Annotated in this window: 24 protein-coding genes; 8 read left to right on the plus strand and 16 right to left on the minus strand. The window is 67.5% G+C overall.

The annotated features are described in order from the left end of the window. The coding region (locus TPR58_RS07710; RefSeq protein WP_346246057.1) for a hypothetical protein at window positions 1–295 on the plus strand (295 nt) is incomplete at its 5' end. A 71-nt stretch (window positions 296–366) separates the two neighbouring features. Here the strand turns inward: TPR58_RS07710 and TPR58_RS07715 are convergent. Both TPR58_RS07715 and TPR58_RS07720 read right to left on the minus strand, forming a co-directional pair. Beyond that, entirely contained in the window at window positions 367–1068 is a 702-nt protein-coding gene (locus tag TPR58_RS07715) for a FadR/GntR family transcriptional regulator (protein ID WP_346246058.1), read from the minus strand. A gap of 40 nt (window positions 1069–1108) precedes the next feature. Continuing rightward, window positions 1109–2047 (minus strand): DUF4861 family protein, encoded by a 939-nt coding sequence (locus TPR58_RS07720; protein WP_346246059.1) that lies wholly within the window; start codon window positions 2045–2047, stop codon window positions 1109–1111. Between the two features lie 262 nt (window positions 2048–2309). On the opposite strand from TPR58_RS07720, the gene TPR58_RS07725 reads away from it, so the two are divergent. From TPR58_RS07725 to TPR58_RS07745, 5 genes are all read left to right on the plus strand, one after another. Then, complete coding sequence (locus TPR58_RS07725) at window positions 2310–5240, plus strand: TonB-dependent receptor (protein WP_346246060.1); 2931 nt, start codon at window positions 2310–2312, stop codon at window positions 5238–5240. A 61-nt stretch (window positions 5241–5301) separates the two neighbouring features. Further along, on the plus strand, window positions 5302–7575 hold the full coding sequence (locus TPR58_RS07730) for a GH92 family glycosyl hydrolase (protein WP_346246061.1): 2274 nt from the start codon (window positions 5302–5304) through the stop codon (window positions 7573–7575). Further along, a complete protein-coding gene (locus TPR58_RS07735; RefSeq protein WP_346246062.1) occupies window positions 7572–8771 on the plus strand; it encodes a glycoside hydrolase family 88/105 protein in 1200 nt (399 codons plus the stop codon). Before TPR58_RS07730 ends, TPR58_RS07735 begins: the two co-directional genes overlap by 4 nt. 24 nt (window positions 8772–8795) lie before the next feature. Next, window positions 8796–9638: a 5-dehydro-4-deoxy-D-glucuronate isomerase gene (kduI, locus tag TPR58_RS07740; protein ID WP_346246063.1), complete on the plus strand. Its 843-nt coding sequence runs from the start codon at window positions 8796–8798 to the stop codon at window positions 9636–9638. Further along, window positions 9635–10621, plus strand: coding sequence for an alpha/beta hydrolase (locus TPR58_RS07745; RefSeq protein WP_428835705.1), 987 nt, complete (start codon window positions 9635–9637; stop codon window positions 10619–10621). Before kduI ends, TPR58_RS07745 begins: the two co-directional genes overlap by 4 nt. A 3-nt stretch (window positions 10622–10624) precedes the next feature. Here TPR58_RS07745 and TPR58_RS07750 read toward each other — a convergent pair whose 3' ends face one another. From TPR58_RS07750 to TPR58_RS07780, 7 genes are all read right to left on the minus strand, one after another. Continuing rightward, a complete protein-coding gene (locus TPR58_RS07750) occupies window positions 10625–11530 on the minus strand; it encodes an STM4011 family radical SAM protein (RefSeq protein ID WP_346246064.1) in 906 nt (301 codons plus the stop codon). Beyond that, window positions 11527–12861 (minus strand): STM4012 family radical SAM protein, encoded by a 1335-nt coding sequence (locus TPR58_RS07755; RefSeq protein ID WP_346246065.1) that lies wholly within the window; start codon window positions 12859–12861, stop codon window positions 11527–11529. The genes TPR58_RS07750 and TPR58_RS07755 overlap by 4 nt, the downstream gene beginning before the upstream one ends. Continuing rightward, the gene (locus TPR58_RS07760) at window positions 12861–13697 is read right to left on the minus strand and encodes an STM4013/SEN3800 family hydrolase (protein ID WP_346246066.1); all 837 of its coding nucleotides are present in this window, start codon (window positions 13695–13697) and stop codon (window positions 12861–12863) included. The genes TPR58_RS07755 and TPR58_RS07760 overlap by 1 nt, the downstream gene beginning before the upstream one ends. Next, complete coding sequence (locus TPR58_RS07765) at window positions 13694–14860, minus strand: STM4014 family protein (protein ID WP_346246067.1); 1167 nt, start codon at window positions 14858–14860, stop codon at window positions 13694–13696. The genes TPR58_RS07760 and TPR58_RS07765 overlap by 4 nt, the downstream gene beginning before the upstream one ends. Continuing rightward, window positions 14857–15789 carry an STM4015 family protein gene (locus TPR58_RS07770; protein ID WP_346246068.1) on the minus strand — a complete coding sequence of 311 codons (933 nt, stop codon included), beginning with the start codon at window positions 15787–15789 and terminating at the stop codon, window positions 14857–14859. Before TPR58_RS07770 ends, TPR58_RS07765 begins: the two co-directional genes overlap by 4 nt. Before the next feature lie 143 nt (window positions 15790–15932). After that, complete coding sequence (locus TPR58_RS07775) at window positions 15933–17138, minus strand: alginate export family protein (RefSeq protein ID WP_346246069.1); 1206 nt, start codon at window positions 17136–17138, stop codon at window positions 15933–15935. 59 nt (window positions 17139–17197) lie between these two features. Next, window positions 17198–18583: a cation:proton antiporter gene (locus tag TPR58_RS07780; protein WP_346246070.1), complete on the minus strand. Its 1386-nt coding sequence runs from the start codon at window positions 18581–18583 to the stop codon at window positions 17198–17200. A 205-nt stretch (window positions 18584–18788) separates the two neighbouring features. Between TPR58_RS07780 and TPR58_RS07785 the strand changes: the two genes are divergently transcribed. Beyond that, window positions 18789–19028, plus strand: a complete 240-nt coding sequence (locus tag TPR58_RS07785; RefSeq protein ID WP_346246071.1) for a type II toxin-antitoxin system Phd/YefM family antitoxin — start codon at window positions 18789–18791, stop codon at window positions 19026–19028. Beyond that, window positions 19028–19525 carry a PIN domain-containing protein gene (locus tag TPR58_RS07790; RefSeq protein WP_346246072.1) on the plus strand — a complete coding sequence of 166 codons (498 nt, stop codon included), beginning with the start codon at window positions 19028–19030 and terminating at the stop codon, window positions 19523–19525. The genes TPR58_RS07785 and TPR58_RS07790 overlap by 1 nt, the downstream gene beginning before the upstream one ends. A 48-nt stretch (window positions 19526–19573) precedes the next feature. On the opposite strand, the gene TPR58_RS07795 is transcribed toward TPR58_RS07790, so the two are convergent. From TPR58_RS07795 to sufC, 7 genes are read right to left on the minus strand one after another with little or no spacing between them, the layout of a single operon-like run. Then, complete coding sequence (locus TPR58_RS07795; protein ID WP_346246073.1) at window positions 19574–20038, minus strand: GreA/GreB family elongation factor; 465 nt, start codon at window positions 20036–20038, stop codon at window positions 19574–19576. Further along, on the minus strand, window positions 20035–21090 hold the full coding sequence (gene mgrA / locus TPR58_RS07800) for an L-glyceraldehyde 3-phosphate reductase (RefSeq protein WP_346246074.1): 1056 nt from the start codon (window positions 21088–21090) through the stop codon (window positions 20035–20037). Before mgrA ends, TPR58_RS07795 begins: the two co-directional genes overlap by 4 nt. 48 nt (window positions 21091–21138) lie before the next feature. Next, entirely contained in the window at window positions 21139–21498 is a 360-nt protein-coding gene (locus TPR58_RS07805; RefSeq protein ID WP_346246075.1) for a HesB/IscA family protein, read from the minus strand. 36 nt (window positions 21499–21534) lie between these two features. Beyond that, window positions 21535–22020 (minus strand): SUF system Fe-S cluster assembly protein, encoded by a 486-nt coding sequence (locus tag TPR58_RS07810; RefSeq protein WP_346246076.1) that lies wholly within the window; start codon window positions 22018–22020, stop codon window positions 21535–21537. Beyond that, the gene (locus TPR58_RS07815; RefSeq protein WP_346246077.1) at window positions 22017–23228 is read right to left on the minus strand and encodes a cysteine desulfurase; all 1212 of its coding nucleotides are present in this window, start codon (window positions 23226–23228) and stop codon (window positions 22017–22019) included. The genes TPR58_RS07810 and TPR58_RS07815 overlap by 4 nt, the downstream gene beginning before the upstream one ends. Further along, window positions 23225–24310 (minus strand): SufD family Fe-S cluster assembly protein, encoded by a 1086-nt coding sequence (locus tag TPR58_RS07820; protein WP_346246078.1) that lies wholly within the window; start codon window positions 24308–24310, stop codon window positions 23225–23227. The genes TPR58_RS07815 and TPR58_RS07820 overlap by 4 nt, the downstream gene beginning before the upstream one ends. Continuing rightward, window positions 24307–25050, minus strand: coding sequence for a Fe-S cluster assembly ATPase SufC (gene sufC / locus TPR58_RS07825; RefSeq protein WP_346246079.1), 744 nt, complete (start codon window positions 25048–25050; stop codon window positions 24307–24309). Before sufC ends, TPR58_RS07820 begins: the two co-directional genes overlap by 4 nt. Window positions 25051–25114 lie beyond the last annotated feature (64 nt).

A 25114-nucleotide genomic window follows, 5' to 3' on the forward strand; every position in this document is an offset into this window, starting at 1 on the left:
CGACTTCGAGGCCGATTATCCCGCTATGGTCGAGCCAGCCTATATCCTGTTCGAGGGGAATGGTTCGGGCGAGTTCGCCTTCGGATGCTGCACCGGACACATCTGGGAGGCGAGCAACACCGAGGCGACCAGCATCGACTTCTCCTGGGACGGCAGCGACGAAATGACCGAGGTAGCCGGAGATGGCTCAGCCGAACTCCAGTCGGACGGCTCCCTCCACGGCGAAATCTGCTACCGTTATGGCGACGAATATCCCTTCATCGCCCGAAAATGGACTTCTTCAACAGCCTGCTAGAGCGTTTTCGATGCCGCATTTTCCAAGTCGTTGACCGTATACGGTCAACTTGAAAATGCTCTAGCCGCGCCTCACCGCGCGACCGTACTCAGCCGCGAGTGCCGGTTGAGGCTTTCCTGCATATGCTGGCGCGCGCATTGCCGGGCGGTCGACGGATCCATGCGGACGATCGCATCGAGGATCGCGTCATGTTCGCGGTGGATCATCTCGGCATAACGGCGATGCCCCTCTTCGGATTCGTCGCGCAGGTACAGGGTGCGCGGAGGAACGAGCCGGACGCCCAGGAAATCGATGATCCGGACATAATAGTCGTTCTGCGTCGCCCGGGCGATGGCGAGATGGAATTCGGAATCGGCGCGCGCCGCCGCCTCGGCATCGCCGCCGGTCTGCGCCATGCGCTCCAGCGCGTCGCGGATCGCGACGATGTCTGCAGTGGTCCGGCGCGATGCGGCGAGCGCCGCCATCTCGGCCTCCACGGCCAGTCGGATCTCGAGCAGCTTGATGACGTCGGCAAGCTCGACCAGCTCCTCACGCGTGACCTGGAATGCCCGATAGGGCGCGTTCTCGGCGACATAGACGCCCGAGCCCTGGCGCGAGAGCGTCAGTCCCTGGGCGGAGAGCCGGGCAAAGGCCTCGCGCACCACGGTGCGGCTGACCGATTCGGCTTCCGCCACGTCCTTCTGCGACGGCAGGCGCGAGCCGGGAGCCCAGGCGCCGGAGCGGATCTGGCGTTCGAGGCTTTCATAGAGACGGTCGGTAAGCGAGTCCGACATGGCAGCGATCTTTCTTCTGAAACTCGGGGCGACGGGGCAATCAGCGGGCCGGATCGAACTCGGGAGTCTGACCGGACACATGTCGCACCCAGTCCGCCTCGGTTCGAAAATCCGGTCCGCCGCTCCATGCCGCGCCCATATAATAGACAAAGGGTTGATCCGCCTCGACGCGGATCAGGACAAGGTGATTGTTGGCATCGTCGCGGATCGCCTCGATCCGTTTCGGATCGACCATCAGCGCCACGCCCATCGATCCCTTGCCCGGCTCGTCCGGCCCCCACCACACCAGCCGGCCGCGCGCGCGATCCACGGTCAGGCGGCCGGGGCGGTCCGATGTCGCCTTGCGGCTGATGCCGATGCCGACGACCAGCGGACCCGGCTTGTCCGAGTGGATCGTCGAGACCATGCGCGTGAAATTGGTGCCGAGCGGCAGCGAGAAGCGGCGCGTTTCCCAGACGCTGCGCGCGGTCCCGACCGGCCAGGGCGCATAATCGACCTCGAACCGCGCCTCGTCCGGTCCATTCTTCAGGATCCGGTGCCCGCGATAGTTGCGCGACACCCACAGCTTGTTGTCCTGCCAGACGCCCAAGCCGCCGGCACCGCGGAATTCGTTGACGTTGTAGAAGTCGAGCCCCTCGCCATGATCGGCATGCTGGTCGCCGGTGCGCAGCTGGCGGTCCATGAACGGCCAGCGAAACCGCTTGCCCCAGGCATCGATGCCGGACGTCGAGGGCGGCTCGACCGCCTCGAGCGCCGCGCCATAGATGCGATGCGCGGTCCGGTCATTCTCCCAGAGGAGATCGTCATAGCGATAATCGGCGACCACCACCGTCGCGCGGGGCACATGGTCCGGCGCCGGCTTCATCGGCGGCCGGGCCACCCGAGCGGTTTCGGCACCCGGCGTCTGCGCGTGCGCGACCGTCACCCAAGACAGCGCCGCGATCACTGCGCAGCCAAGCCCCCTGGCGGCCCTCGTCATATCCCCTCCTCAACCTTGCCCGCCAGCTTATACGATAACTTATCGCCGCTGTCATGCTCCCAGATAAAATGGGCTTTATTCCTTTTGTATCATTAACTTGATAGTCCCATTCGCGACATTTGTCCCCGCGGGAATGCGCCATAGATAAAAAGTTATACTACAACTTATTGCACTTTCCGGATCGGTCGGTTAGGTGCCGGGCAACGATCGGACGACTCGGCATATCAGCCCGGGCAGGTCGCAGGGAAAAGGGGAGGTTTGCATGAGGTTGAACAGGAATCCTGTGTCCGCGGCTCGGCCCGAGTGGCGGTTTGGCGCGTCACTTCTCGGGCTGGCGCTGGCGTTGCAGTCGGGTGCCGCCCTGGCGCAGTCGGCTCCCGCGGACGAACAGACCGAGACGCAGGAAGACCCTGCCTCCGAAATCGTCGTCACCGGCTTTCGCGGCAGCCTGAGCCGTGCGCTCGATATCAAGCGCAACCAGGCAGGCATCGTCGACACCATCTTGGCCGAGGATATCGGCAAGTTCCCCGACGCGAACCTGGCCGAATCGATGCAGCGCGTGCCCGGCGTCGCGCTGACCCGCGGCGACGGCGGCGAGGGCCGCGCGATCACGGTGCGCGGCTTGGGTCCGATCTTCACCCGCACCCGCGTCAACGGCATGGAAGCGAACAGCGGCATTTCCGGGTCGGACGTCCAGGGCACCAGCGGCCGCAGCCGCGGGTTCGACTTTAACGTCTTCGCCTCGGAAATCTTCCAGAACCTGACGGTGCGGAAAACCTATTCGGCCGACACGTCGGAAGGCTCGCTGGGCGCCACGGTCGACCTGCGCTCGCCGCGGCCGCTCGATTACAAGCAGGACTTCGTCCTCGCCGCCTCCGCCAAGGTCATCTACAACGACCTCAACCAGGATGCGGGACCGCGCCTGGCCGGGCTGCTGTCGAAGCAGTTCGCCGACGGCACGTTCGGCGTGCTCGTGTCGGCCGCCTATACCCAGCGCAAGACCCGTGAAGAGGGCTATTCGCCCGCCGGGATCATGCCCGCGCTGGTCGATGGCGGCTTCTGCAGCCCGATCGGGGTCACGCCGCAGAACCCCGCCACCGATCCGATGAAGGGCACCGATGCCGCAAATTGCGCCACCGGCGTACCGCGCACCGGATCGGTCGCGGCCTATCAGGCGGTGGTCGGCGGCGGCGGGTTCCACCCCCGTTTCCCGCGCTACATGCGCAGCGACCAGGACTATGAGCGGCTGGGCCTCACCGCATCGCTGCAGTGGAAGCCGACGGAGCGGACCAACATCTCGATCGACGGACTCTATGCCCGCTACGACATGGAGCGGTACGACGAGTTCATGGGCGCGCTCGCTACCGGGCGCGGCGTCGGCAACAACGGCAAGCCGCATGTCTCGATCGTCGATGCCGTCGTCTCGCCCGACAAGACCGTCCAATATGCGCTGTACAACGGGATGGACGTGTCCTCCTGGTCGACGCGCGACCTCTACACCTCGACCTTCAAGCAGGTCGCGCTAACCGCCGAACATGAGTTCAGCGACTGGCTGAGCGTCGATGCCTATGCCGGCATCGGCCGGACGAACATGGACGAGCCGTACCGGGTCGACCTGCGGCTGGACCGGGTGAACAGCAACGGCTTCTCCTATGACTTCCGCGGCGGGGGCCGGATCCCGGTCATCAATTTCGGGTTCGACATCACCGATCCGAACAATTTCGCCTTCGGGCCGATGCTGGCCGACGGGACGGTGCGCGGCACCTATGGGGCGCGCAAGGTGTTCACCGAGTTCCAGAACGAGCAATATGCGCTGAACGCGCTGATCACGCTCGACCCGGCGCTGCGCCTGCGCGTCGGCGGCGAGGTTCGCGTCAACAATTTCACCAGCCGCGAGCTCCAGCGCGCAGCGGCGATATCGAGCTTCACCCCGAGCCTTCCCGCCGGCGTCACGCTCGCCGACCTGACGACGCGCGTCGGCGGCTTCGGCAAGGGGCTGGGCGACGGCATGCCCAATGCCTGGATCAAGGCGGATCACGCCAAGTTCAACGACCTGTTCGGGCTGGACAGCAACACCGGCAATTTCGCCTTCAGCGGGCCGGAGAACGGTACCGCGCTGGGCGGCAATTTCTCGGTCGACGAGACGGTCAAGGGCGCCTTCGCCCAGGCCGAATTCGAAGTGGCGACGTTCATGCCGATCCGCGGCAATGTCGGGCTGCGCTACGTCACCACCGACCAGACCTCGTTCGGCTATATCACGCTGCCGACGCCGGTGAACGGGCGCAACTATTCCCCCGTCACGGTCGATCGCAGCTATGACGACTGGCTGTGGTCGGTTAACCTGACCGGCGAAGTGACGCCGAACCTGTTGCTGCGCGTCGCAGCCGCCAAGGTGATCGCACGCCCCGACCTGGGCCAGTTGTCGCCCAGCGGCGGGTTCAACCCGACGATCCGCACCGTATCGGTCGGCAACGCGCTGCTCGAGCCGATCCGCGCCAAGACGCTGGACCTGTCGGCCGAATGGTATTTCGCACCGGGCAGCATCCTGTCGGTCGGCTATTTCTACAAGGACATCGACACCTATATCCAGACGCTCCAGCGCCTGATCCCCTATACCGACACCGGCCTGCCACCCGAGCTGCTGCAGGGATCGCAGGCGACGCCGCAGGACCTGTTCACCGTCACGAACCTGGCGAACACCAAGGGCGGGCCGCTCCACGGGATCGAGGTGAACTATCAGCATCAGCTGCGCTTCCTGCCCGGCTTCCTGTCGAACACCGGCATCCTGCTGAACTACACCCACGTCACGTCGGACATCGAATATATCCTGAACGCGACCACGGGTGCGACCCGGAAGGCCCCGCTGGCCGGCATGTCGAAGGACCAGGTCAACGCGACGCTCTATTACGAGACCGACCGGTTCAGCATCCGCGGGTCGGCCGCCTATCGGTCGGACTTCATCCGCGCGGTGCCGTCGATCAACTCGCTGAGCGACGTCGATACGGTCGAGGGCACGGTCTATGTCGACATGTCGGCTTCGTGGTCGCTGACCGACAAGTTCAAGCTCACCTTCGAGGCGCAGAACCTGACCGACGAGCACCAGACGATCCTGGTCGACTCGGTGCGGCAGGACACGCTGTTCGACAGCCATGTCGGGCGGACGTTCACCTTCGGCATCTCGTACCGCTATTGACCCCAACTGGCGGCCACCCGCACGAGTGGCCGCCATTTTTTTCGCCCGCGGGGGAAAACGAATGAAACGGATTGCACGCCTTGGCGCGGTGGTGGCCGCAGTGTCGCTGGTGTCATCGGGCGCAGCGCAGGAGGCACCGCCCGCGACCGATCCGGTCGCTTCGGTCAACGTCTTCGTCGGCGCGGACAATAACGGCAATACCGTGCCCGGCGCAGGCGTGCCGTTCGGCTTCGTCACCTTCAGCCCCGATACGGTGCGCGGATCGACCAACGGCTATGACGGCCGATCGGAATTGACCGGCTTCAGCGTTACCCATGTCAGCGGCACCGGCGGCGACAGCAAATATGGCAATTTCCGCGTGACCCCGACGACCGGGCCGGTCGATCCGCGCAACCTGGTCTTCAAGCGCGCGGACGAACGCGGCACCCCCGGCTATTATGCGACGCGCATCGGCGCGGTGCGCAGCGAACTGACCGCCAGCCGCATGGCGGGCATGGGCCGTTTCACCTTTCCGGCGACGGCCGAGGCCAATCTGATCGTCGATGCGACCTCGGCAATCCAGCTGATGGGCAAGGGTCCCAAGGCGAGCAGCGCCGAGGTGCGGGTGCTCGACAAACGCACGCTGGGCGGGACGGCGTCGTTCGCCGGCGGGTGGAATGTCGCGCCGCTCACCCTGTATTTCGCCGCGACCTTCGACCGCGATCCGGTGCGGATCGGCGGATGGAACGCGACGCGCGGCACGCTGGACCTGCACCCCGGCGCGGGGGCAACCGGCGGCGACCAGCGGAGCGATCCGTCGAACCGGCTGGGCGGCTTCGCCAGCTTCGACACGCGGTCCGACCCGGTCGTGCGCATGAAGATCGCGGTCTCCTTCGTCAGCGTCGAGCAGGCGCGGGCCAACCTCGCCGAACTGCCCGGCTGGGACTTCGACACCCGTCGCCAGGCGGCGGCGAAACAGTGGCGCGACGCGCTGTCGCAGATCGAGGTTGCGGGCGGGAGCGAGGACGAGCGCCGCAATTTCTACAGCGCGCTGTATCGCAGCCACACCATGCCGCACGACGTGACCGGCGAGCGCGTCGGCGGTAGCCCCGACGGGCGGCCGCATTACGAGGATTATTACACGCTGTGGGACACGTTCCGCACGCTGCACCCGCTGCTCACCCTGATCCAGCCGAAGCGCCAGCGCGACATGATCGAATCGCTGCTGGATACCTACAAGGAAACCGGCTGGCTGCCCGATGCGCGCATCGCCGGTGCGAACGGCATGACCCAGGGCGGATCGAACAGCGACGTGCTGATCGCCGACGCGGTGGTGAAGGGACTGGGCGGGTTCGATCGCGAGCTGGCGTGGCAGGCGATCGTGAAGAATGGCGATGTCGATTCGGACGATCCGATCAATCAGGGCCGGGCGCTGAAGGATTATCTGCGGCTGGGCTATATGTCGCAGAACGAGACGCGATCGGCGTCGCGCACGCTGGAATATGCCTATAACGACTTTGCCATCGCCCAGGTGGCGGTAGCGATGGGGAAGCAGGGCGAGGCGGCGCGGTTCGGCAAGCGCGCCGGCAATTGGCGCAACCTGTGGGACGACCGGCTGGGCTGTATCCGCCCGCGCCATGCCGATGGCAGCTGGATTCCCGATTTCGACTGCAACCATCTCTATCCCGACAACACCACCGCCTGGTGGGACGCGCCCTTCTACGAAGGGTCGAGCCGGCAATATTCGACCTATGTGCCGCACGATGTCGCCGGCCTGATCGGCAAGACCGGCGGGGACACGGGCTTCGTTGCCTGGCTCGACACGCTGTTCGAGACCGATGCCCATGCGGGCGGCTATGATCATGGCAATGAGCCCGACTTCCTGGCCGCCTATCTCTATATCCATGCCGGGCGGCCCGACCGCACTGCCGAACGCGTGCGGGCGATCATGGCGAAGCAATATCGTCCGACCCATGACGGCCTGCCCGGCAATGACGATGCCGGGGCGATGTCGTCCTGGTATGTGTGGAGCGCGATGGGGCTGTTCCCCAATGCCGGTCAGCCCTTCTACTATATCGGATCGCCGGTCTTCACCCGCGCGCGGATCGCGCTGGAGGGCGGACGCAGTTTCGAGGTGCGCGCGTCCGGCGCGTCGGCCGAGCGTCGTTTTGTGACCGGCGCGCGGCTGAACGGGCGAGCGATCGACCGGGCGTGGATCACCCAACGCGAACTGGCGGCGGGCGGCGTGCTCGAGCTCGACCTGGCAGAGCGGCCGAACGGCTGGGCGTCGCGTTTCGTCGCACCGCCCAACCCCTTCCACCCCGATCCGGCGCAGCGCGCAACCGAGAGGAAATGATGAAGCATCCCCTGACCGCCACCCTGCTGATCGCGCTGGCGACGACCGCATTGGCGCCGGCCCCGGCCGCCGTCGCGCAGACCGCGCCCGCCGCAGGCCAGATCCGGCTGAACGCGCCCGCGCCGTGGAACCGCAGGGCGATCCTGGCGATCGGCGAGAAGGTTGCGGACTATCACATTGCCGAGCTGGCGGGCGGCAGCGCCTATCCCAAGGTGAAGACCGGCAACCGCTACCCGCTCGATCCCAAGGGCTGGGAACAGGGGGCGTTCCTGATCGGGCTGGCGCAGTTCGCCGATTTCAGCCGCGAGCCGCGCTATCGCCAGATGCTGATCCAGCGCGGCGTGGCCAATGACTGGGCGCTGGGCGACCGGCTCTATCATGCCGACGACCATATGGTCGGCCAGACCTATTTCTGGGCGGCACGCAACGGCATCGGGGACGCGGCGATCGCCAAGATGCGGGCGACCTTCGACCGGGTGCTTTCCAACCCCTCGACCGTCGACCTGAAGTTCGAGCGGGCAGCTCCGAAATGCGTCGATCGCTGGTGCTGGTGCGACGCCCTCTTCATGGCGCCGCCGGCCTGGCTGGAGATGAGCAAGGTCACCGGCGACCGGCGCTACCGCGATTTCGCGATGCGCGAATTCTGGGCGACGACCGATTATCTGTTCGATCCGAGCGAAAACCTGTTCTTCCGCGACAGCTCGTTCTTCGACGAGCACGATGCCAAGGGGCGAAAGCTGTTCTGGTCGCGCGGCAATGGCTGGGTGCTGGGCGGACTGGCCCGGATGATCCCGCTGCTGGACAAGGGCGATCCCGATCGCGCGCGGCTGGTCGAGCTGTACCGCAAGATTGCGGGCAAGCTGCTGAGCATCCAGAAGCCCGACGGATTCTGGGCGCCGTCGCTGCTGGCCGATCCGGCGGAATCGCTGCCAGAATCGAGCGGGACGGCCTTCTATGTCTATGGCCTGGCCTGGGGCGTGAACGAGGGGCTGCTCGACCGCGCGACCTATCTGCCGGCGATCCGCAAGGGCTGGACCGCGCTGACCCGCACCGTCCATCCCGACGGGCGGCTCGGCTGGGTGCAGGCGATCGGCGACCGGCCGATGCTCGTGCGGTACGAGGACACGCACGACTATGCGGTCGGCGCGTTCCTGCTGGCGGCGACGCAGGTCGACCGGCTCGCGCCGGCGCGCTGAACGGTTTCGGGGGGCAGGACGGCGATGTTCGCGCGCACTTATTACGGCACCCATCCGGACATGATGGCGGGGGCGTCGAACGCGGACCTGCGGGATCGCTACCTGATCCACGACCTGTTCCGCGAGGGCGCGTGCGTGCTCGCCTATACCCATGCCGACCGGTTGATCATCGGCGGGGTACGGGTTGGCGCCGGACCCGTGTCGCTGCCGCGGCAACAGGAACCGCCCTCTGCCGCGGGGCGCTCGCTGCTCGAGCGCAGGGAGATGGGGATCTTCAACGTCGGCGCGGTCGAGGGGGTGGTGACCGTGGACGGCACCGCGTTCGCGCTGGCACCGAAACACTGCCTCTATGTCGGCATGGGCGCGGATGAGGTCGTCTTCTCGGGCAGCGGCGCGCGCTTCTATCTGGCGTCCAGCCCGGCGCATCGCGCCTTTCCGACACGCCGCATCGGGCTCGACGATGCCGCGATCCTGGTTCGCGGGACGGCCGAGGAGGCGAATGCCCGGCGCATCCACCAGATGATCCTGCCGGGCACGTGCGACAGCGCGCAGCTGGCGATGGGGCTGACGATCCTCGAGCCGGGCAGCGTGTGGAACACGATGCCGCCGCACGTCCATGAGCGGCGCAGCGAGATCTATTTCTATTTCGACCTGCCCGATGTGGCGCAGGACCGGGTCGTTCATTTCATGGGCCAGGGCGAGGCGACGCGCAGCGTGGTCCTTCAGGACGGCGAAGCGGTGATCAGCCCGCCCTGGTCGATCCATATGGGCGTCGGCACCCGCGCCTATGCCTTTATCTGGACGATGGCGGGGGAGAATCTCGACTATTCCGACATGGACGTGCTCGACCTGTGCCAGTTGATGTGACGCGCATCTCGCGGCGCGGACTGCTGGCCGTGCTGGGTACGTTGCCGCTGGCGACGCCCGCCGCGCTCGCCGTGACTCGCACGCAGGATCCGGCGGACGAGCGGCTGATGCTCTGGCCCGACCGACCGCCGGGCGCGCCCGATCGGCTTCCCGAAGTCCGGATCGAGCAGAAGTCGCAGGATCCGGCGGTGCCGGTGCGCTGGCTCAGCGGCATCGACCGCCCGTGGCTGTCGGTACGGCGCCCCGCCAGGCCGAACGGCGCGGCGGTGATCGTCATGCCGGGCGGCGGCTATGGCTTCCTGTCCTGGGACCGCGAGGGCGAGGAGCAGGCGCGCTGGCTGACCGATCGGGGCATGACCGTGTTCATCCTCGCCTATCGGCTGCCGGGCGAAGGCTGGCGCGATCGCGCGCATGTCCCGCTTGCCGATGCGCAGCGGGCGATCCGCCGGGTGCGGGGCACGGCCGGCAGGTTCGGCATCGATCCCGGGCGTGTCGCGGTGCTCGGCTTCTCCGCCGGCGGTCACCTCGCCGCCAGCCTGGCGACGCGGCACGACGAGCCAGTCTATCGTCCCGTCGACGCGCAGGACCGCCTGTCGGCGCGGCCCGATGCGGCGGGGCTGATCTATCCGGTGGTCAGCATGGCCGCGCCGTTCACCCATAGGGGGTCGCGCGAGGCACTGCTGGGCGAGGCGGCATCGCAGGTCGATCGGCTGGCCGCGTCGGTCGAGACCCGTGTCACCGAGTCCACGCCGCCCTGCTTCCTCTTGCACGCCGCCGACGATCGCGTGGTCCCGATCGCCAACAGCCTCGCGCTGTACGAGCGGCTTCTGGCGGCGGGGCGCCCGGCCGAGTTTCACGGCTATGACAAGGGCGGCCACGGCTTCGCCCTGCGGCTGCCCGATGCGCTGCCCGCGTCGCGCTGGCCGGACCTGTTTGCGGCGTTTCTGGAACGATGGATAGGCGCGCTGCCTGCGGCTCGATAGGCCTCAGGCAGCGCCACCCGCGAACCGCGCGATCGTGCGTCGGGCGTCGTCCCGACGGGGCCGGCTCGCGCGGCGCTCGACCATGCCGTCGCCGAACAACGCGGGCAGGTCGAGGTCCTTCAGATGGCTGTAGCCGATATGGCAGTTGCAGCTTGCCTGCGGACAGGGGGACGGGCGGAGCAGCGCGTCGAAGCCGGGATCGTAGATATTGCCGATCGGCGTCGGGATGAAGTGGCACCGCCGCGCGGTGCCGTCGCCGCTGACGGAGATCGCGCTGTCGCCCGCGGCGCAGGCGCGGCCGCGGCTGGGCCAGGCACGGTTGTTGAGTTCGAACAGCGGGTCGATCGCCGCGAGGCGCTCGACCTCGGCGTCGGAATAGCAGCCCTGGAGCGATTCCTCGGCGTTGATCCAGAGATAGGCGTCGGGCGGCAGGTCGGCGCGAAGGCGTTCGATCGCCTCGAAATGCTCGCGCAGCGCGACGACGCCGACGCTGTAGCGCACCCCCATCGCCGCCAGCGCATGGATCTTGTCCACGAATCGCGCGCGATCGGTTTCGCCCGGATGATAGGTCGCCCAGAAGGCAGTGGCGCGCGGGTCGCACCCAGCGATCCAGCCGATCGACCCTGAGAGGTTGGTCTGGATCGCGACGGTGTCGATGTGCGGCGCGTGCGACAGGCGGGTGATCGCGTCGCGATAATGGCGGCGGATCAGCGCCTCGCCCCAAGGCGTGAACAGGATCGAGGTCGGACGGTCGCGCGCGATCGCCCAGTCGGTGAACCGCTCCAGCGCGGCGCGATCGGCGGCAAGGGTCGCGCGGCTGTCGCGTCGCTTCGCAAAGGGGCAATAGCCGCAATCATAGTTGCAGCCCGACAGCGGCCCGCGCCACAGGATGGTGAGCCCGTCGCTCACCGGACCGCCGCGCCCGTCATTCGCGCGCGCACCGCGTCCGAATAGAAGAGCGGCGGAATCGCATCGGCATGTTCCAGCCCGGCGTCGGTCGGACAAAGCTTGCCGTCCCGATCGACCAGCAGCCCCATCTCCCTAAGCAGGTCGAGCGCGGGAAAGGCCTCGACCGGCGACATGCGGTAGAGCTGGGCGAAACGGGCGCAATCCAGTCCGTCGCGCCTCAGGATCGACTTCAGGACGTAGCGCCGCATCGCCTCGTCCTGCGACAGGGTGATGCCGTGATGGGCGAAGCGGAAGGCATCGGCCGGGCTGGCGGCATAATCGTCGATGATGTCGAGCACGCCGCGCCGGGTGACGGCATAGCGCGTCGCATAATGGGCAGTTGCGGTATAGGAGCGCGCGCCGGTACCGATGCCGAGCACGCCGTCCTCCTGGCAACTGAACTCCTCGTCGGGATCGACCGCCGCGACCGGGCGGTGGAACGCGCGCATCGAGTTCTGGACATAGCCCTCGGCCAGCAGCAGGTCGCGGCCGATGCGATAGAGCGCGCGGCGATGCTCGTCCTCGACCCGCCCGCGCCCGTCGAGGCCAGTGCGAGGGCGAACATAGAGCGGATAGAGGAAGATCTCTTCGGGCTGCCACGCCAGAGCGCGGCGCAGCGAATGGCGCCAGCTGTCCGGCGTCTGGTTCGCGGCGCCATAGATCAGGTCGATGTTGAGCCGACCGAAACGATGGTCGCGGATCGTATCGAGCGCGGCAGCCAGGCGCGCGGGATCCTGCGGCCGCCCCATCGCCCTGGTCTCGTCCTCGATGAACGATTGTACGCCGATGCTGATCCGGTCGATGCCGCGGTCCGACAGCAGCGCGATCGTCTCCCGCCTGGCGGTCTTGGGCGAGGTCTCGATCGCGGTCGGCAACAGCCGCGAGTCGGCGTTCATCAGCCTTGCGGTCGTGTCGAACAGCCGTTCGAGCGCTGGGGCGCCGAGCAGTGTCGGGGTGCCGCCCCCGATCGCCATGCGCACCGGCCGCACCGGACCGATCGCCTCGCGCACCGCCTCCATCTGGCGGGTCAGCGCGGCGAGATAGCGGTCGACCCGGTCCTCGTCGGGATTCGCGACAGTGAACAGGTTGCAGAAGCCGCAGCGCATCTCGCAGAACGGGATGTGCAGATAGAGGAAGATCCGGTCCTTCCGCTCGGTCGCCCACAGCTCGCTCAGCGCGATCGGCGGATCGAAGGCGCGATAGGCGTTCTTGTGCGGATAGCCATAGGCATAATCCTGATAGAGCGGCCCGAGATCGGCGGGACCGGCGAGCGTGCGGACGGTACTGGCCATCAGGCGCCTCGCTCCTGTTCCAGCAAGATTTGCGCATAGGGGACGTCCCAGACGCTGGAATGGCCGATGCGATGCCCGTGATAGCCGTCCTCGCCAAAGGCGGTGCCGTGGTCCGAGGTCAGAATCGTGAGCAGCGGCGCGCGGCGGCGCAGCGCCGCGAACAGCGGCGGCAGACGCCGGTCGACATCGGCAAGCGCCGCACGCTGGCTGTCCGGCGAGTCGACATCGCCCTGCTCCCGATAGAAATGATGCGGCGGATGGCAGGCGGCCAGGTTGACGAAAACGAACAGGCGGCGATCCGCGGGCTGCGCCTCGATCCGCTCGACCGCACGCGCGACCTGATTGGCGGCGGAGTCGCGACAGGCGACGCCAAGACTTTCGTCCCACCAGCTTTCGTCGAACAGGCCGGGCAGCACCGAGCCGAGCGGAGAACGCTTGTTGAAGAAGCCGGTGCCGCCGATGCAGATCGTCCGGTAGCCCTGCCCCGCCAGCCCGGTCACGATGTCGGGCGCGTCGAACACCAAAGTCCCGTCGGCGGTCGTTTCGCTGCCCGGGAAGCGTGCCGCGAACAGACGGCGATGCGCGGCGGGCTGATCCTCGCGCGGCACGGCAGGGGTCGGCAGGAACCCGGCAAAAAATGCCTGGTGCGCGGCATAGGTGAAGCTGGCGGGCGTGTGGCGATGCTCCCAGCCAGTGGCGGGCAACAGCGCGGCGAGATTGGGCGTTTCACCGTGCGCCAGTGCCGCCCTCGCCACGTCGAGCCGCAAGGTGTCGAAGGTCATCAACAGAATGTCGTGGCTGCCGAGACAGGCAGCCGCGTCGATCGCCGCGCTCATGTCGCCGCCCTGTCCGGTTCGAGCCTGGCGGCGATCCGGTCCAGCTGCGCGGCATGCGGGCTGCGCGCGCCCGGCGTGAAATCCTTGACGAAATCGCCGAATATATTGGCTTCGAGCACGGCGTGGCGTCGGCCGTCGGCCAGCACCGCAATGTCGAGCCCGAGGACATGGCTGTCGGCGAAACGGCACGCCGCCGACCGGGCGGAGGCAAGGACCGACTGCCAGGCGGCATCGCCGATCCGGCGCACCAGTGCATCGACCGGTGCGCGGTCGCCGCCAAGATGGAGGTTGGTTATCGGATGGCGGCTGGTGCGCAATACGGGATGGATCGATCCGTCGTCGAGCATCACCAGCCGGACATCGGCGACCCGGCCGTCGATCCCGATCTTGGGCAGCCAGCGCTCGACATGCAAGCCGAGCGGGGCGAGCCGATCGACGAGGCGAGCAAGGTCGCCCCGGTCGGTCAGCCGTCGCAGGTTGCGGCTGGCGAGAATGCGTCCGCCCTCCCCGTCGACCGCGGTGGTCGTCGCGATCCAGCGGTCGCCCTGTCGGGCAAGCGCGATCATCCCCGCCGCGGCCGAGCCGTGGCGCAGCTTCACGAACACGCGGGAGAGGCCGGCAGCCTCCATCGCGGCAACGAGGTCATCGAAACTCTCGGGCGCCGCCAGCGCGAACGGCACCGGCACGCCTGCGGCGGCCAGCCGATCGCGCGCTGCGGCCTTGTCGAAGGCACAGGCGACATCCGCTGCCGAAGTCGAGACCTGTCCACCGCACGCGCGCGCGGTCGCCTCGGCCCGGGCCGTCGCCGCACCGAGCCCGAAGGCAAGCTGGGCGGGCGATCCGATCTCGCCGGCAGCAAGCCCGTCGATCCGGGAATCGGACAGCGTTTCGAACCCGGCGGCAGCGGCGGCATCCCGGCCCGCGCGGTACAGCGCCGCGATCGGGCCCGGCTGCTGGTCGGGCGTATCGATGCGCAGATAGCCGCCGGGTCGCAGCATCGCGGCCAGCCGATCGGGGTCGGCTAGGAACCGGTCCCAGGCGAGGCTGGCCGGCGCCCCGCCCAGGCGATCGACGCACGCCGCCACGAAGCTGTCGTGGCGAGGTCCCGCGCCCGCGCCGAGGACGACGATGCGGCCGGGCGCCCCGCCCGGCGGTGCCGTCATTCGGAGACCGCGATATAATAGTGCCGCTCTCCGTCCCATTCCTCCGCGGTCTGTGGCTCGTCGGCGACCAAGTTCGGCGTCGCGGCGCGCAATTCCTCGACCACTTCGGGGCTGGCGTAATGATGCGAGATGTCGAGCGTCTCCAGCTTGCCCAGCCTGCCCGAGGCGATCAGCGCCCGCGCGCCCGTGTCGGTCAGCGTACCCATCGACAGGTCGAGCTTCCTGATCCGGTCGAGCACCGGCGCGGCGGCGATCGCCTCGGCAAGCGCATCGCTATATTCGGAGTTGCGCAGCGCCAGCGTCTCGAGTTGCGGGAACAGCGTCCCGGCGAACAGGTCGGAGAAGTCGTCGACCGAGGTGTCGGCGCCGTATTCGTCCGATCCCAGCCAGAGTTCGAAATGCCGGATCGGCGCCCTGGCGGCCAGCGCCTGGTCCACTACCGTCTTGGGCAGGCCGCCGGCCTCGACGATCAGCGTATGGAGCTGGTCATGCTGGATGCTGCCGAGGCTGAGCGAATTGCCGCCCCGTACGGCGAAGTGGCCCAGCCGGGGGAAAGCCGCCCAGATCGCGGAATAATCGCCCTGCTCGATCCAGGAAATCTCGTTTTCCTCGGAAATGATGTCACCGAAGAACAGGGCGGACAGATCGGGCAGCTGAGCGCGAGCGGAGACCAGCTTCTCGATCGCCGGCGTGGGACCGACTTCATAGGTTTCGCCATTCTCGGCCCACAGGCCGAATACTAGTGCCTGGGTCGCACCCGAATTGGGTTCGGCAAGCATCGCGTCCAGAAGCTCGCTCAGCGTGGTCTTGTCGTCATATTCGCAGCGCAGCCGCGGCGCGGTTTCGGCGAAGCGGGCGATGTCGCCGGACTTGCGAAAATCGATCACCGGCTTGCCGGCAAAGCGTTCCAGATTGCTGTGAACCGTCATCGCACTCTCCCGCTGAAATGGCCGACCGCAATGTCCGCCCGCGTCGGGTGACGCAAGACGGCGACATGGCGTTCGACGCGCCTGTTGCACGGGACGTAGTTGCCGGGGGTGCGCGACGCCTTGATGACAGGCGGGCGGGCGGTTCAATAGCTCCAGTCGAGCTGGAGCCAGAATTTGTCGGTGTCGGTCGCCCACCTGTCCGCCTGATAATGGGCGAGGCGTGCCGAGACGGTTGCCTTTCCGCGCCGGGCGGTGAGCAACAGGTCGAGTTCGTCGCCATAGTGGCGGACCGCGCGATCGCTGTCGAAGCGGTGGAGGGTCGCGGAAAGGCTGAGCTGGTCGAACGGCCCCGCCCCCTTCCAGCCATGGCCGAACGTCGCATAGGCGTCGCGCAGGCCGTCCGGCGGGGTCGTGCCGAACTTTCCGGCCCAGCCATTCCATTTGAACAGCGACGAGAGCGGCGTCTGGACGCTGGTCAGCGCCGCGCCCGTGTCGGCACCCAGCACCTCATATCCGGCCGCTGCGTTGAACCCGCCGACGGCCAGCGTCGCCTCGCCCAGCGCATAGGTCGCGGCATAGTCGTTCGGGTTGCGATGCCAGTCGCTCTGCCGTGCCCAGCTGGCGGTATAGCCGAGCCTGGCACCCTTGCCGATCGGGGTCGCGCCGGCGAAGCGCACGCCATAGGTCTGGCTCGACAGGCGATAGCCCTGCAGCGCGGCCAAGTCCTGATCGACCAGATAGGCGAAGGCGGTCAGCGTGCCGGGCTTCAGCGCGTAGCCGAGCAGCGCGAAGACATTGTCGCCGTCGACCGATGCCGGCCGTGCGCCGAAACCCTGACGCCCGTTCACGGTGCGCAGGCTTGCCGCATAGGTGAGGTCGATCTGCACCCCGAGCGACCTGCCATATTGGACCCGCACCGCGTCGAAGGTCTGCTCGCTCTGACGCCACGGCGCCGAACCGACGAAGCGCTGATCGGCCAGCTCGATCCGCTGGCGGCCCAGGGTCACGGCCTGCCCGCCCTTGTCCGCATAGCGAAGCTGGGCGCGATTGAGTTCGAGATTGCCGGGATCGGCCACGACCGGATAGGCGGTGCGGCCGTTGAGCCCGTCATTATAGCGGTCGTTGAGCGCGAGGACCGCCTCGCCCTCGACCAGCGCAGACCAGGGGCCACGGGCAGCGGTGACGCCCAGCCGCGCCCGCAGGGTCAGCGCATCGGCCTCGCGCGGCAGGCCGTCCTGATCGACATGCTCGTAACGCAGCCGAAGATCGGCATTGGGTTTGATCGAGACGTCCTGAGCCCAGACGGTGCTGCAGGCCAGCACCGCCGGCAGCACCGCCAGCATCTTCATGGGATCATCCGCTAAAGAAGGGCCGGCCCACACGATGCGGACCGGCCCAGGGAGGAAAGTCAGGCGGCGCGGGCCAGCGGTCGGCGTTCGCCGTCCTGGGGCAGCGCGTCGAGCTCGCCGCTCTCGCGCGCCTTTCGGCCATAGACCAGTTCGAACACGGGGGTCGCCATCACGGTGGTGACGATCGCCATCAGCACCAGGATCGAGAACAGCGTCGGGCCGATGATCCCCTTTTGCAGGCCGATGTTGATGATGATCAGTTCCATCAGCCCGCGCGAGTTCATCAGCGCACCGATGCCCAGCGCGGTCCGGTTGTCCTCGCCCGACAGCCGCGCCGCGGCATAGCAGGCCCCGAATTTGGCCACGACCGACACGGCAAGGATGCCCAGCGCGATCAGCAGCAGCTCGACCGAATTGACCATGTCCATCCGGGTGTTGAGCCCCGAATAGGTGAAGAACATCGGCAGCAGCAGGACGACCGCCAGCGGCTCGACCTTGCGCTTCAGCTCCTCGACGAACAGGCCGCGCGGCATGCAGGCGCCCAGCAGGAAGCCGCCGAAGATCGCGTGGATGCCGATCGCATCCATGACGAAGCAGGACGCGCAGAACAGCATCATGACGACGGCGAGCATCTGGGTGCTCATCTCGCCCTTTTCCTCGACCATGCGGCCAAGCGGCGCCAGCAGACGGCGACCGTAGAGCAGCATGAAGCCGGTGTAGAGCACCGCCCCGCCGATCGCGATGACGGCCACGCCCGGCCCGCCGCCAAAAGTCGCGAGCACGATGGCAAGCACGCACCAGGAGGTGGCGTCATCGAATGCGCCCGCCGTCAGCGACAGCGTACCGAGCGACGAATTGGCGAGGCCGCGCTCGTTGATGATGCGGGCAAGCATCGGGAAAGCGGTGAGCGCGATGCAGGCGCCAAGGAAGAGGGTCGCATTCCCCTGCGAGATGCGCGGCGCGAACAGGCCCGGCACGCCCAGCAGCATCGGCGTGATCAACGCCGCAAGCAGGAACGGGACGATGATCCCCGCGGCCGAGACGCTGGCGGCGCTCTTCGCCTTGGACTGGAAATGGTCGAGCCGCAGCGTGAGGCCGACCATGAACATGTACAGGCCGACGCCGAGCTGGGCACCGACATAGAGGACGTTGCGCGTTTCCTTGGGAAAGATCGCAAGCTGCAGATCGGGGAAGAGCAGGCCGAACAGCGACGGCCCCAGCACGACGCCGGCGATCATCTCGCCCACCACCTGGGGCTGGCCGAGGAATTTCTTGCCGAGCCAGCCGACCACCCGGCAGACCAGGATGATCACCGCAAGCTGCAGGAAGAAATGGATGCTGTAGTCCGAGGGCGCATAGCTTTTCGCGGCTTGCACCGCCGGTCCGTGCGGGGACAGCACGTCCCCAAGCGCCCGAACCGCATCGTTCCACAAGTCGCTCAGCATCGAAAATACCTCCCCCAAGGCCGTTGTCCCGGCCGATTTCGGATCCAGGCATCGTCAAGGAGCGGAAAGCGGGGGGTGGGCGCAATCCGGAAAATGCGCAGGCGCAGTCGATTTCCGGCCGACTGTCCGATTGTGTTGCGCAGGCACAACAAGCTAGGTACGTACCTACATGACAGCGCGGTCAAACCTGGGGATACTGGCACCGATGAAGGTCGTGAGCAGCCGCGAATTCAATCAGGACGTCAGCCAGGCGAAGCGACTCGCCCGGATGGAACCGGTGTTCGTCACCGATCGCGGCCGGCCGACCCATGTCCTGATGAGCATCGAGACGTTCCGCCAGCTGACCAGCAAGAACGAGTCGATCGTCGATCTGCTCGCCGCGCCCGATTCGATCGACCTCGACCCCGCCGCCCTGCGGACACCCGGCGCCTGGGATCGGCGCTAATGTACCTGCTCGACACCCCGATCGTGCTGGAATTGCGCGGGGCAAAAGCCAGCGGCGCCGATGCCAAGCTGATCGCCTGGGCCGGCGGCGTGCCGCGGCAGAGCCTGTTCCTGTCCGCACTGAGCCTGCTCGAACTCGAGACCGGCGCGACGCGCCTGGCCGCCGATCGCGACAAGGCAGGGGCGGCCGCGCTGCGCGACTGGATCGAGGGGCCGGTCGCGCGGGCGTTCGAGGGGCGGATCCTGGCGCTCGACGCCGCGGTCATGCGCCGCGCGGCGCGGCTGAGCTATGCCGACATGCGCGACGCGCTGATCGCCGCGACCGCGCTGGAGCAGGGGCTGACCCTGGTGACGCGCAAGGCCGCGGCGTTCAAGGCGGGCAAGGTGAGGCTGTTCAACCCGATGGGCTACACGCCCGAAGCGGACAGCCTCGACGACTGGCGCCAGGCGACCAAGGGGCCGTCGCCCTGGCTGCGGGGACTGTTCAACCGGAGTTGAGGAATAACGCGAGGATTGGCCACATAGTCGCCGGGGCGCCGGTCAGCCTCACGGAATCGGCGTCGTCTCCAGGATCTCGATCGCCTCTGCCTTGCCGTTGAAGTCGACCTTCTCGCCCACTTCCGCGCCGATCAGCGCGCGGGCGAGCGGGGCTTGGAAGGCGATGCGGTCGGCGGCGGGATCGGCCTCGTCATGGCCGACTACGTCGATCACCCGTTCCTTGCCGGCAAGGCGGATGCGGACGCGCGATCCGATGCCGACGACATCGCCCTGGGGCGGTGCGACCACCTCGGCCGTGGCGGCACGGGTGTGCCAGTATCGCAACTGGCGCTTCAATACGTTGCGGGCCTCGTCGTCCTGCTCGGCGGCGATCGCCGATTCGAGTTCGGCGACCTTCGCGGCGATCAATGACCGGCCGCGTTCGGTCACCAGATTCGGACCTGCGGGGAGCGGCAGCTCGAACTTCGGCTCGAGATGTTCCTCGTCGCTTTCCCGGCGAAACGCGACGCTCATGACGCTTCGCCCAGTTCGGAAGACACTTTCCACAGATCGATCCCGCCCTCGGTCGCGAAGCGATCGATCGCCGCCAGTTCCTCGCCGGAGAAATCGAGATTCTTCACTGCGTCGAGCGAATCGTCGAGCTGTTCGACGGTGCGTGCGCCGATCAGCGCCGAGGTGACGCGCGGGTCGCGCAGCACCCAGGCGATCGCCATCTGCGCCAGCGTCTGGCCACGCGCCTGGGCGATGCGGTCCAGCTCGCGGATGCGCGACAGATTGTCCTCGCTCAGCAGCCGCTGGCCCAGCGACCCGCCCTTTGCCGCGCGGGCATCGGCGGGGACGCCGTTCAGATATTTCGAGCTGAGCATGCCCTGCGCCAGCGCGGAAAAGGCGATGCAGCCGGTGCCGAGGTCGTCGAGCGTGTCGAGCAGGCTGTCCTCGATCCAGCGGTTGAGCATCGAATAGCTCGGCTGGTGGATCAGCAGCGGCACCTTGTGGTCCGCCAGGATCGCGGCGGCGCGGCGGGTCAGTTCGGGCGAATAGCTCGAAATGCCGACATAGAGCGCCTTGCCCTGGCGATGGAGATGGGCGAGCGCGCCCATCGTCTCCTCCAGCGGCGTCCTGGGATCGACGCGGTGCGAATAGAAGATGTCGACATAATCGAGCCCCATCCGCTTCAGGCTCTGATCGCACGAGGCGATCAGATATTTGCGCGACCCGCCGACATCGCCATACGGCCCGGGCCACATGTCCCAGCCGGCCTTGGTCGAGATGACCAGCTCGTCGCGGTGCGTGGCGAAGTCGCTCGCCAGCACCCGGCCGAAATTCTCCTCGGCCGATCCGTAGGGCGGGCCGTAATTGTTCGCGAGATCGAAATGGGTGACGCCGCGGTCGAAGGCGCGGCGCAGCATCGCGCGGCCGGTCTCGAACACGTCGGCGCCGCCGAAATTCTGCCACAGGCCCAGGCTGATCGCCGGCAGGTCGAGGCCCGATCGGCCGCAGCGGCGATAGGGCATGCGCCCGTCATAGCGCTGGGCATCGGCGACATAAGGCTGGGGATAGGGCATGCGGCGCTCCTGAACGATCGGTCGGAGCGGCCGGATACGCCCGGCCGTTCAGACGGTAAAGCTCTCGCCGCAGCCGCAGGATCCCTTGGCATTGGGATTCTGGAACACGAAGCCGGCGGTGAAATCATCCTCGACCCAGTCCATCGTCGATCCGATGAGATACAGCACCGACGCACCGTCGACGAAGAAACTGCCGCCCGGCGTCTCGATCCGCTCGTCGAACGGCTTGGCCTCGGTCACGTAGTCGACCGAATAGGCGAGGCCCGAACAACCGCGGCGCGGCGTCGACAGCTTGACGCCGACCGTACCCTCGGGCGCCTTGGCCATCAGGTCGGCGATCCGCTGCTCGGCGCGCTCGGTCAGGGTCAGCGCGGCGGGGCGGGCGCGAAGCTTGGTCTCGGTCATCATTCCACTCCTCCCCTCCCGCAAGCGGGAGGGAATTGATCACAGCATGCCAAGTTCGAGCTTGGCCTCGTCACTCATCTTCTGCGGATCCCAGGGCGGATCCCAGACCAGGCTGACCTCGGCATGGCCGACGCCCGGCACCGACCCGACGCGCAGTTCGACTTCGGCCGGCATCGATTCGGCGACCGGGCAATGCGGCGTGGTGAGCGTCATCGTCACCGACGCATGGCCGTCCCCGGTCACCTCGACGCCGTAGATCAGGCCGAGATCATAGATGTTCACCGGAATCTCCGGGTCGTAGATCTCCTTCAGCGCATCGATGATCGCCTCGTACAGCGCGCCGCCAGGCTCGCCGCCCGACAGCGGCTGGGGCTTTTGCGCCAGGAAACCGTCGAGATAGTCGCGCTTGCGCTCGAACGTCTCGCGCACCGGCTCCGCCGGCGCGATCTCGTCCCCGACGCGCGCCTTGGGCGGCGCGGAGACGCTGTCGACCTGTTCGACCTCGAACTTCGATTGCTCGTTCACCCGAAAATCCTCGTCACGCGTTCGACGCCCTGTACCAGCGCCTCGATATCCCTGAGCCCGTTATAGACCGCGAAGCTGGCCCGCGCGGTTGCCGGCACGCCCAGATGGTCCATCAGCGGCTGTGCGCAGTGATGGCCTGCGCGGATCGCCACCTGTCCCTCGTCCAAGATGGTGGCGACATCGTGCGGATGCACCCCCTCCACTGCGAACGAGACGATTCCCGCGCTGTCGTCCGGCCCGAACAGCCGGACGCTGTTGATCGCGGCCAGCGCGGTCCGTGCCTCGCGAACCAGGGCGGCCTCGTGCGCATGGATGCGATCGAGGCTGATCCCGTCGACATAGTCGACCGCGGCGTGAAGCCCGAGCACGCCGACGATGTGCGGCGTGCCCGCCTCGAACCGGCCCGGCGGCGGGGCATAGGTGGTCCTGGCAAAGGTCACGCGGTCGATCATCGATCCGCCGCCCTGATAGGGCGGCATCGCGTCGAGCAGATCGTAGCGCCCCCACAGCACGCCGATCCCGGTCGGGCCGTAAAGCTTGTGGCCCGAGAAGACGTAGAAGTCGCAGCCGAGCGCGGCGACGTCCACCGCCATGCGCGGGACCGCCTGGCAACCGTCGAGCAGCAGCTTCGCGCCGACCGCATGCGCCAGTTCGGCGGCGCGGCGGGCGTCCAGCGTCGATCCGAGCACGTTCGAGACATGGGCCAGCGCGACCAGCTTGTGCCGGTCGGTCAGCATCACCTCCATCGCGTGCAGGTCGATGCGGTGATCCGCCGTCAGCGGCACCACGTCGATCTGCGCGCCGACGCGCTCCGCGACCATCTGCCACGGCACGATGTTCGAATGATGCTCTAGCGTCGACAGCAGGATCCGGTCGCCCGCCTTGAGATGGGTGCCGGCCCAGCATTGCGCGACGAGGTTGATCCCCTCGGTCGCGCCGCGCACGAACACGATTTCCTCGGACTTGCCGCCGATGAAACGGGCGACCCGCTCGCGCGCCGCCTCGAACGCATAGGTCATGTCGGCCGAGCGCTGATAGACGCCGCGATGAACCGTGGCATAGGTCTCGGCATAGCCGCGATGGATCGCATCAATCACCGGCCGCGGCTTCTGCGCGGTCGCGGCGGTGTCGAGATAGGCCCAGCCCTCGGGGATCGCCGGGAAGTCGGCGAGCAGGTCGAGGGGGCGGGTTTCGGCGGTCACGCTCACAGCGCAGCCTCCAGCCAGCGCTCGGCATCCGCGGCGAAGGCCTCGCGCACGCTGTCCTGCCCGATGCGGTCGATCGCATCGGCGACGAAGGCATGGGTCAGCAGCGCCTTGGCGCGCGGCTCGGGCAGGCCGCGACTCTGGAGGTAGAACATCGCGCGAGCATCGAGTTCGCCGACCGTGGCGCCGTGCGCGCATTTCACGTCGTCGGCGAAAATCTCGAGCTCGGGCTTCAGGTTCACCGTCGCGGTGCGCTTGAGCAGCAGGCCGCGCAGCGACTGTTCGCCATCGGTCTTCTGGGCGCCGCGCGCGACTTCGGCGCGTGCCGCCAGGCTGACGGTCGACTGGTCGGCGGCAACGGCGCGCCAGATCTGGCGGCTGGTGCCGTCGAGCGCGTCGTGGCGGACCGCGACGGCCGCCTCCTGACGCTGGGTGCCACTGGTGAGCAATGCGCCGCCCATCTCGGCAAAGCCACCCTTGCCGATGACATTCAGCGCGCCGTCGATGCGGCTGCCCATGCCGCCGGCGCCGAGGAACACGGACACGAGGCTGGCCGCCTCGCCGATCTCCGCCTCGTCGCGGATCGAGACGAAGCCGTCATCCTGCAGCAGCCGGACCGCGCGCATCAGCCGCGCACCGCGTGCCAGCACCATGCCGGTCATGCGATTGGCCCAGCCCGCGCCGGCATAGGTCTCGACCACCGAGGCGACCGCGTCCTCGCCCAGCAGGATGCGTGCGGGAACATGGTTCTCGCCACCCGTGCCGACATGGACGATCTGGACGGTGGATACCGCCTGCGCGGCATCGAGCGAGAGGGCCCAGCCCTCCCCCGCGGCAAGTCCGCCCAGGGGGTGCGCGGTTTCCGGTGCCAGGCGCGTGACCTGGACCTTGCCGGGAATGCTGTGCGCCGGCTCGAACGCGCCATCGACGAAGCACAGGCGCGGCCCGTCGATGTCGAGGAACAACGACCCGGGATCGATGCCGGATATGACGGGCGCGGAGCCGGCGGCGGCGCGCAGCGTCTCCATGTCCGCCCAACGCCATGCCTCCATGCGGGGATCGGGAAGTTCCAGAACGGGCGTCACGCGGCGATCGCTCCATAGCCTTCGGCTTCGAGCTCGTGCGCCAGTTCCGGCCCGCCGGTCTTCACGATCCGGCCATCGGCCAGGACGTGGACGACGTCGGGCTTCACATAGTCGAGCAGCCGCTGATAATGGGTGATCAGCAGCACCGCCTTGTCGGGCGCGCGCATGATCCGGTTGATCCCCTCGCCCACTGCCTTCAGCGCATCGATATCCAGGCCGGAATCGGTTTCGTCGAGCACCGCGAATCTGGGGCCGATGATGCCCATCTGGACCATCTCGTTGCGCTTCTTCTCGCCGCCCGAAAAGCCGACATTCACCGGCCGCTTGAGCATGTCCATGCTCATCCCCAGCGCCTCCGCCTGGGCACGGGCGAGCTTCAGGAACTCGCCGCCCGACAGCGGCGCTTCGTCACGCGCGCGGCGCTGCGAATTGAGCGCCTCGCGCAGGAACTGGACGTTCGAGATGCCGGGAATCTCGACCGGATACTGGAAGCCCAGAAACATGCCGATCGCGGCGCGCTCGTGCGGCGCCAGTTCGAGCAGGTCCTGACCGTTGAAGGTGACCGAGCCCTCGGTCACCTCATAGCCGGGACGCCCGCCCAGCACATAGCCGAGCGTCGACTTGCCCGCGCCGTTGGGGCCCATGATCGCATGGACCTGCCCGGCATCGACGCTGAGCGTCAGTCCCTTGAGGATCGGCTTGCCGTCGATTTCGGCTTGGAGATTTTCGATTTTCAGCATGAACCTGTTTGTGCCTCGGGGCTCGTGCGAGCCGCTTTATGAAGAAAGACTGCGACCGGATCCG

It is taken from the genome of Sphingomonas rustica, assembly GCF_039652585.1.
Classification (GTDB): Bacteria; Pseudomonadota; Alphaproteobacteria; order Sphingomonadales; family Sphingomonadaceae; genus Sphingomonas; species Sphingomonas rustica.

What these genes read in the sequence shown, in the direction of transcription:
- TPR58_RS07715 (WP_346246058.1), bottom strand. Translation starts at nt 1,068, where the DNA reads ATGTCGGACTCGCTTACCGACCGTCTCTATGAAAGCCTCGAACGCCAG.
- TPR58_RS07720 (WP_346246059.1), bottom strand. Translation starts at nt 2,047, where the DNA reads ATGACGAGGGCCGCCAGGGGGCTTGGCTGCGCAGTGATCGCGGCGCTG.
- TPR58_RS07725 (WP_346246060.1), top strand. Translation starts at nt 2,310, where the DNA reads ATGAGGTTGAACAGGAATCCTGTGTCCGCGGCTCGGCCCGAGTGGCGG.
- TPR58_RS07730 (WP_346246061.1), top strand. Translation starts at nt 5,302, where the DNA reads ATGAAACGGATTGCACGCCTTGGCGCGGTGGTGGCCGCAGTGTCGCTG.
- TPR58_RS07735 (WP_346246062.1), top strand. Translation starts at nt 7,572, where the DNA reads ATGATGAAGCATCCCCTGACCGCCACCCTGCTGATCGCGCTGGCGACG.
- kduI (WP_346246063.1), top strand. Translation starts at nt 8,796, where the DNA reads ATGTTCGCGCGCACTTATTACGGCACCCATCCGGACATGATGGCGGGG.
- TPR58_RS07755 (WP_346246065.1), bottom strand. Translation starts at nt 12,861, where the DNA reads ATGGCCAGTACCGTCCGCACGCTCGCCGGTCCCGCCGATCTCGGGCCG.
- TPR58_RS07760 (WP_346246066.1), bottom strand. Translation starts at nt 13,697, where the DNA reads ATGAGCGCGGCGATCGACGCGGCTGCCTGTCTCGGCAGCCACGACATT.
- TPR58_RS07765 (WP_346246067.1), bottom strand. Translation starts at nt 14,860, where the DNA reads ATGACGGCACCGCCGGGCGGGGCGCCCGGCCGCATCGTCGTCCTCGGC.
- TPR58_RS07770 (WP_346246068.1), bottom strand. Translation starts at nt 15,789, where the DNA reads ATGACGGTTCACAGCAATCTGGAACGCTTTGCCGGCAAGCCGGTGATC.
- TPR58_RS07775 (WP_346246069.1), bottom strand. Translation starts at nt 17,138, where the DNA reads ATGAAGATGCTGGCGGTGCTGCCGGCGGTGCTGGCCTGCAGCACCGTC.
- TPR58_RS07780 (WP_346246070.1), bottom strand. Translation starts at nt 18,583, where the DNA reads ATGCTGAGCGACTTGTGGAACGATGCGGTTCGGGCGCTTGGGGACGTG.
- TPR58_RS07785 (WP_346246071.1), top strand. Translation starts at nt 18,789, where the DNA reads ATGAAGGTCGTGAGCAGCCGCGAATTCAATCAGGACGTCAGCCAGGCG.
- TPR58_RS07790 (WP_346246072.1), top strand. Translation starts at nt 19,028, where the DNA reads ATGTACCTGCTCGACACCCCGATCGTGCTGGAATTGCGCGGGGCAAAA.
- TPR58_RS07795 (WP_346246073.1), bottom strand. Translation starts at nt 20,038, where the DNA reads ATGAGCGTCGCGTTTCGCCGGGAAAGCGACGAGGAACATCTCGAGCCG.
- mgrA (WP_346246074.1), bottom strand. Translation starts at nt 21,090, where the DNA reads ATGCCCTATCCCCAGCCTTATGTCGCCGATGCCCAGCGCTATGACGGG.
- TPR58_RS07805 (WP_346246075.1), bottom strand. Translation starts at nt 21,498, where the DNA reads ATGATGACCGAGACCAAGCTTCGCGCCCGCCCCGCCGCGCTGACCCTG.
- sufC (WP_346246079.1), bottom strand. Translation starts at nt 25,050, where the DNA reads ATGCTGAAAATCGAAAATCTCCAAGCCGAAATCGACGGCAAGCCGATC.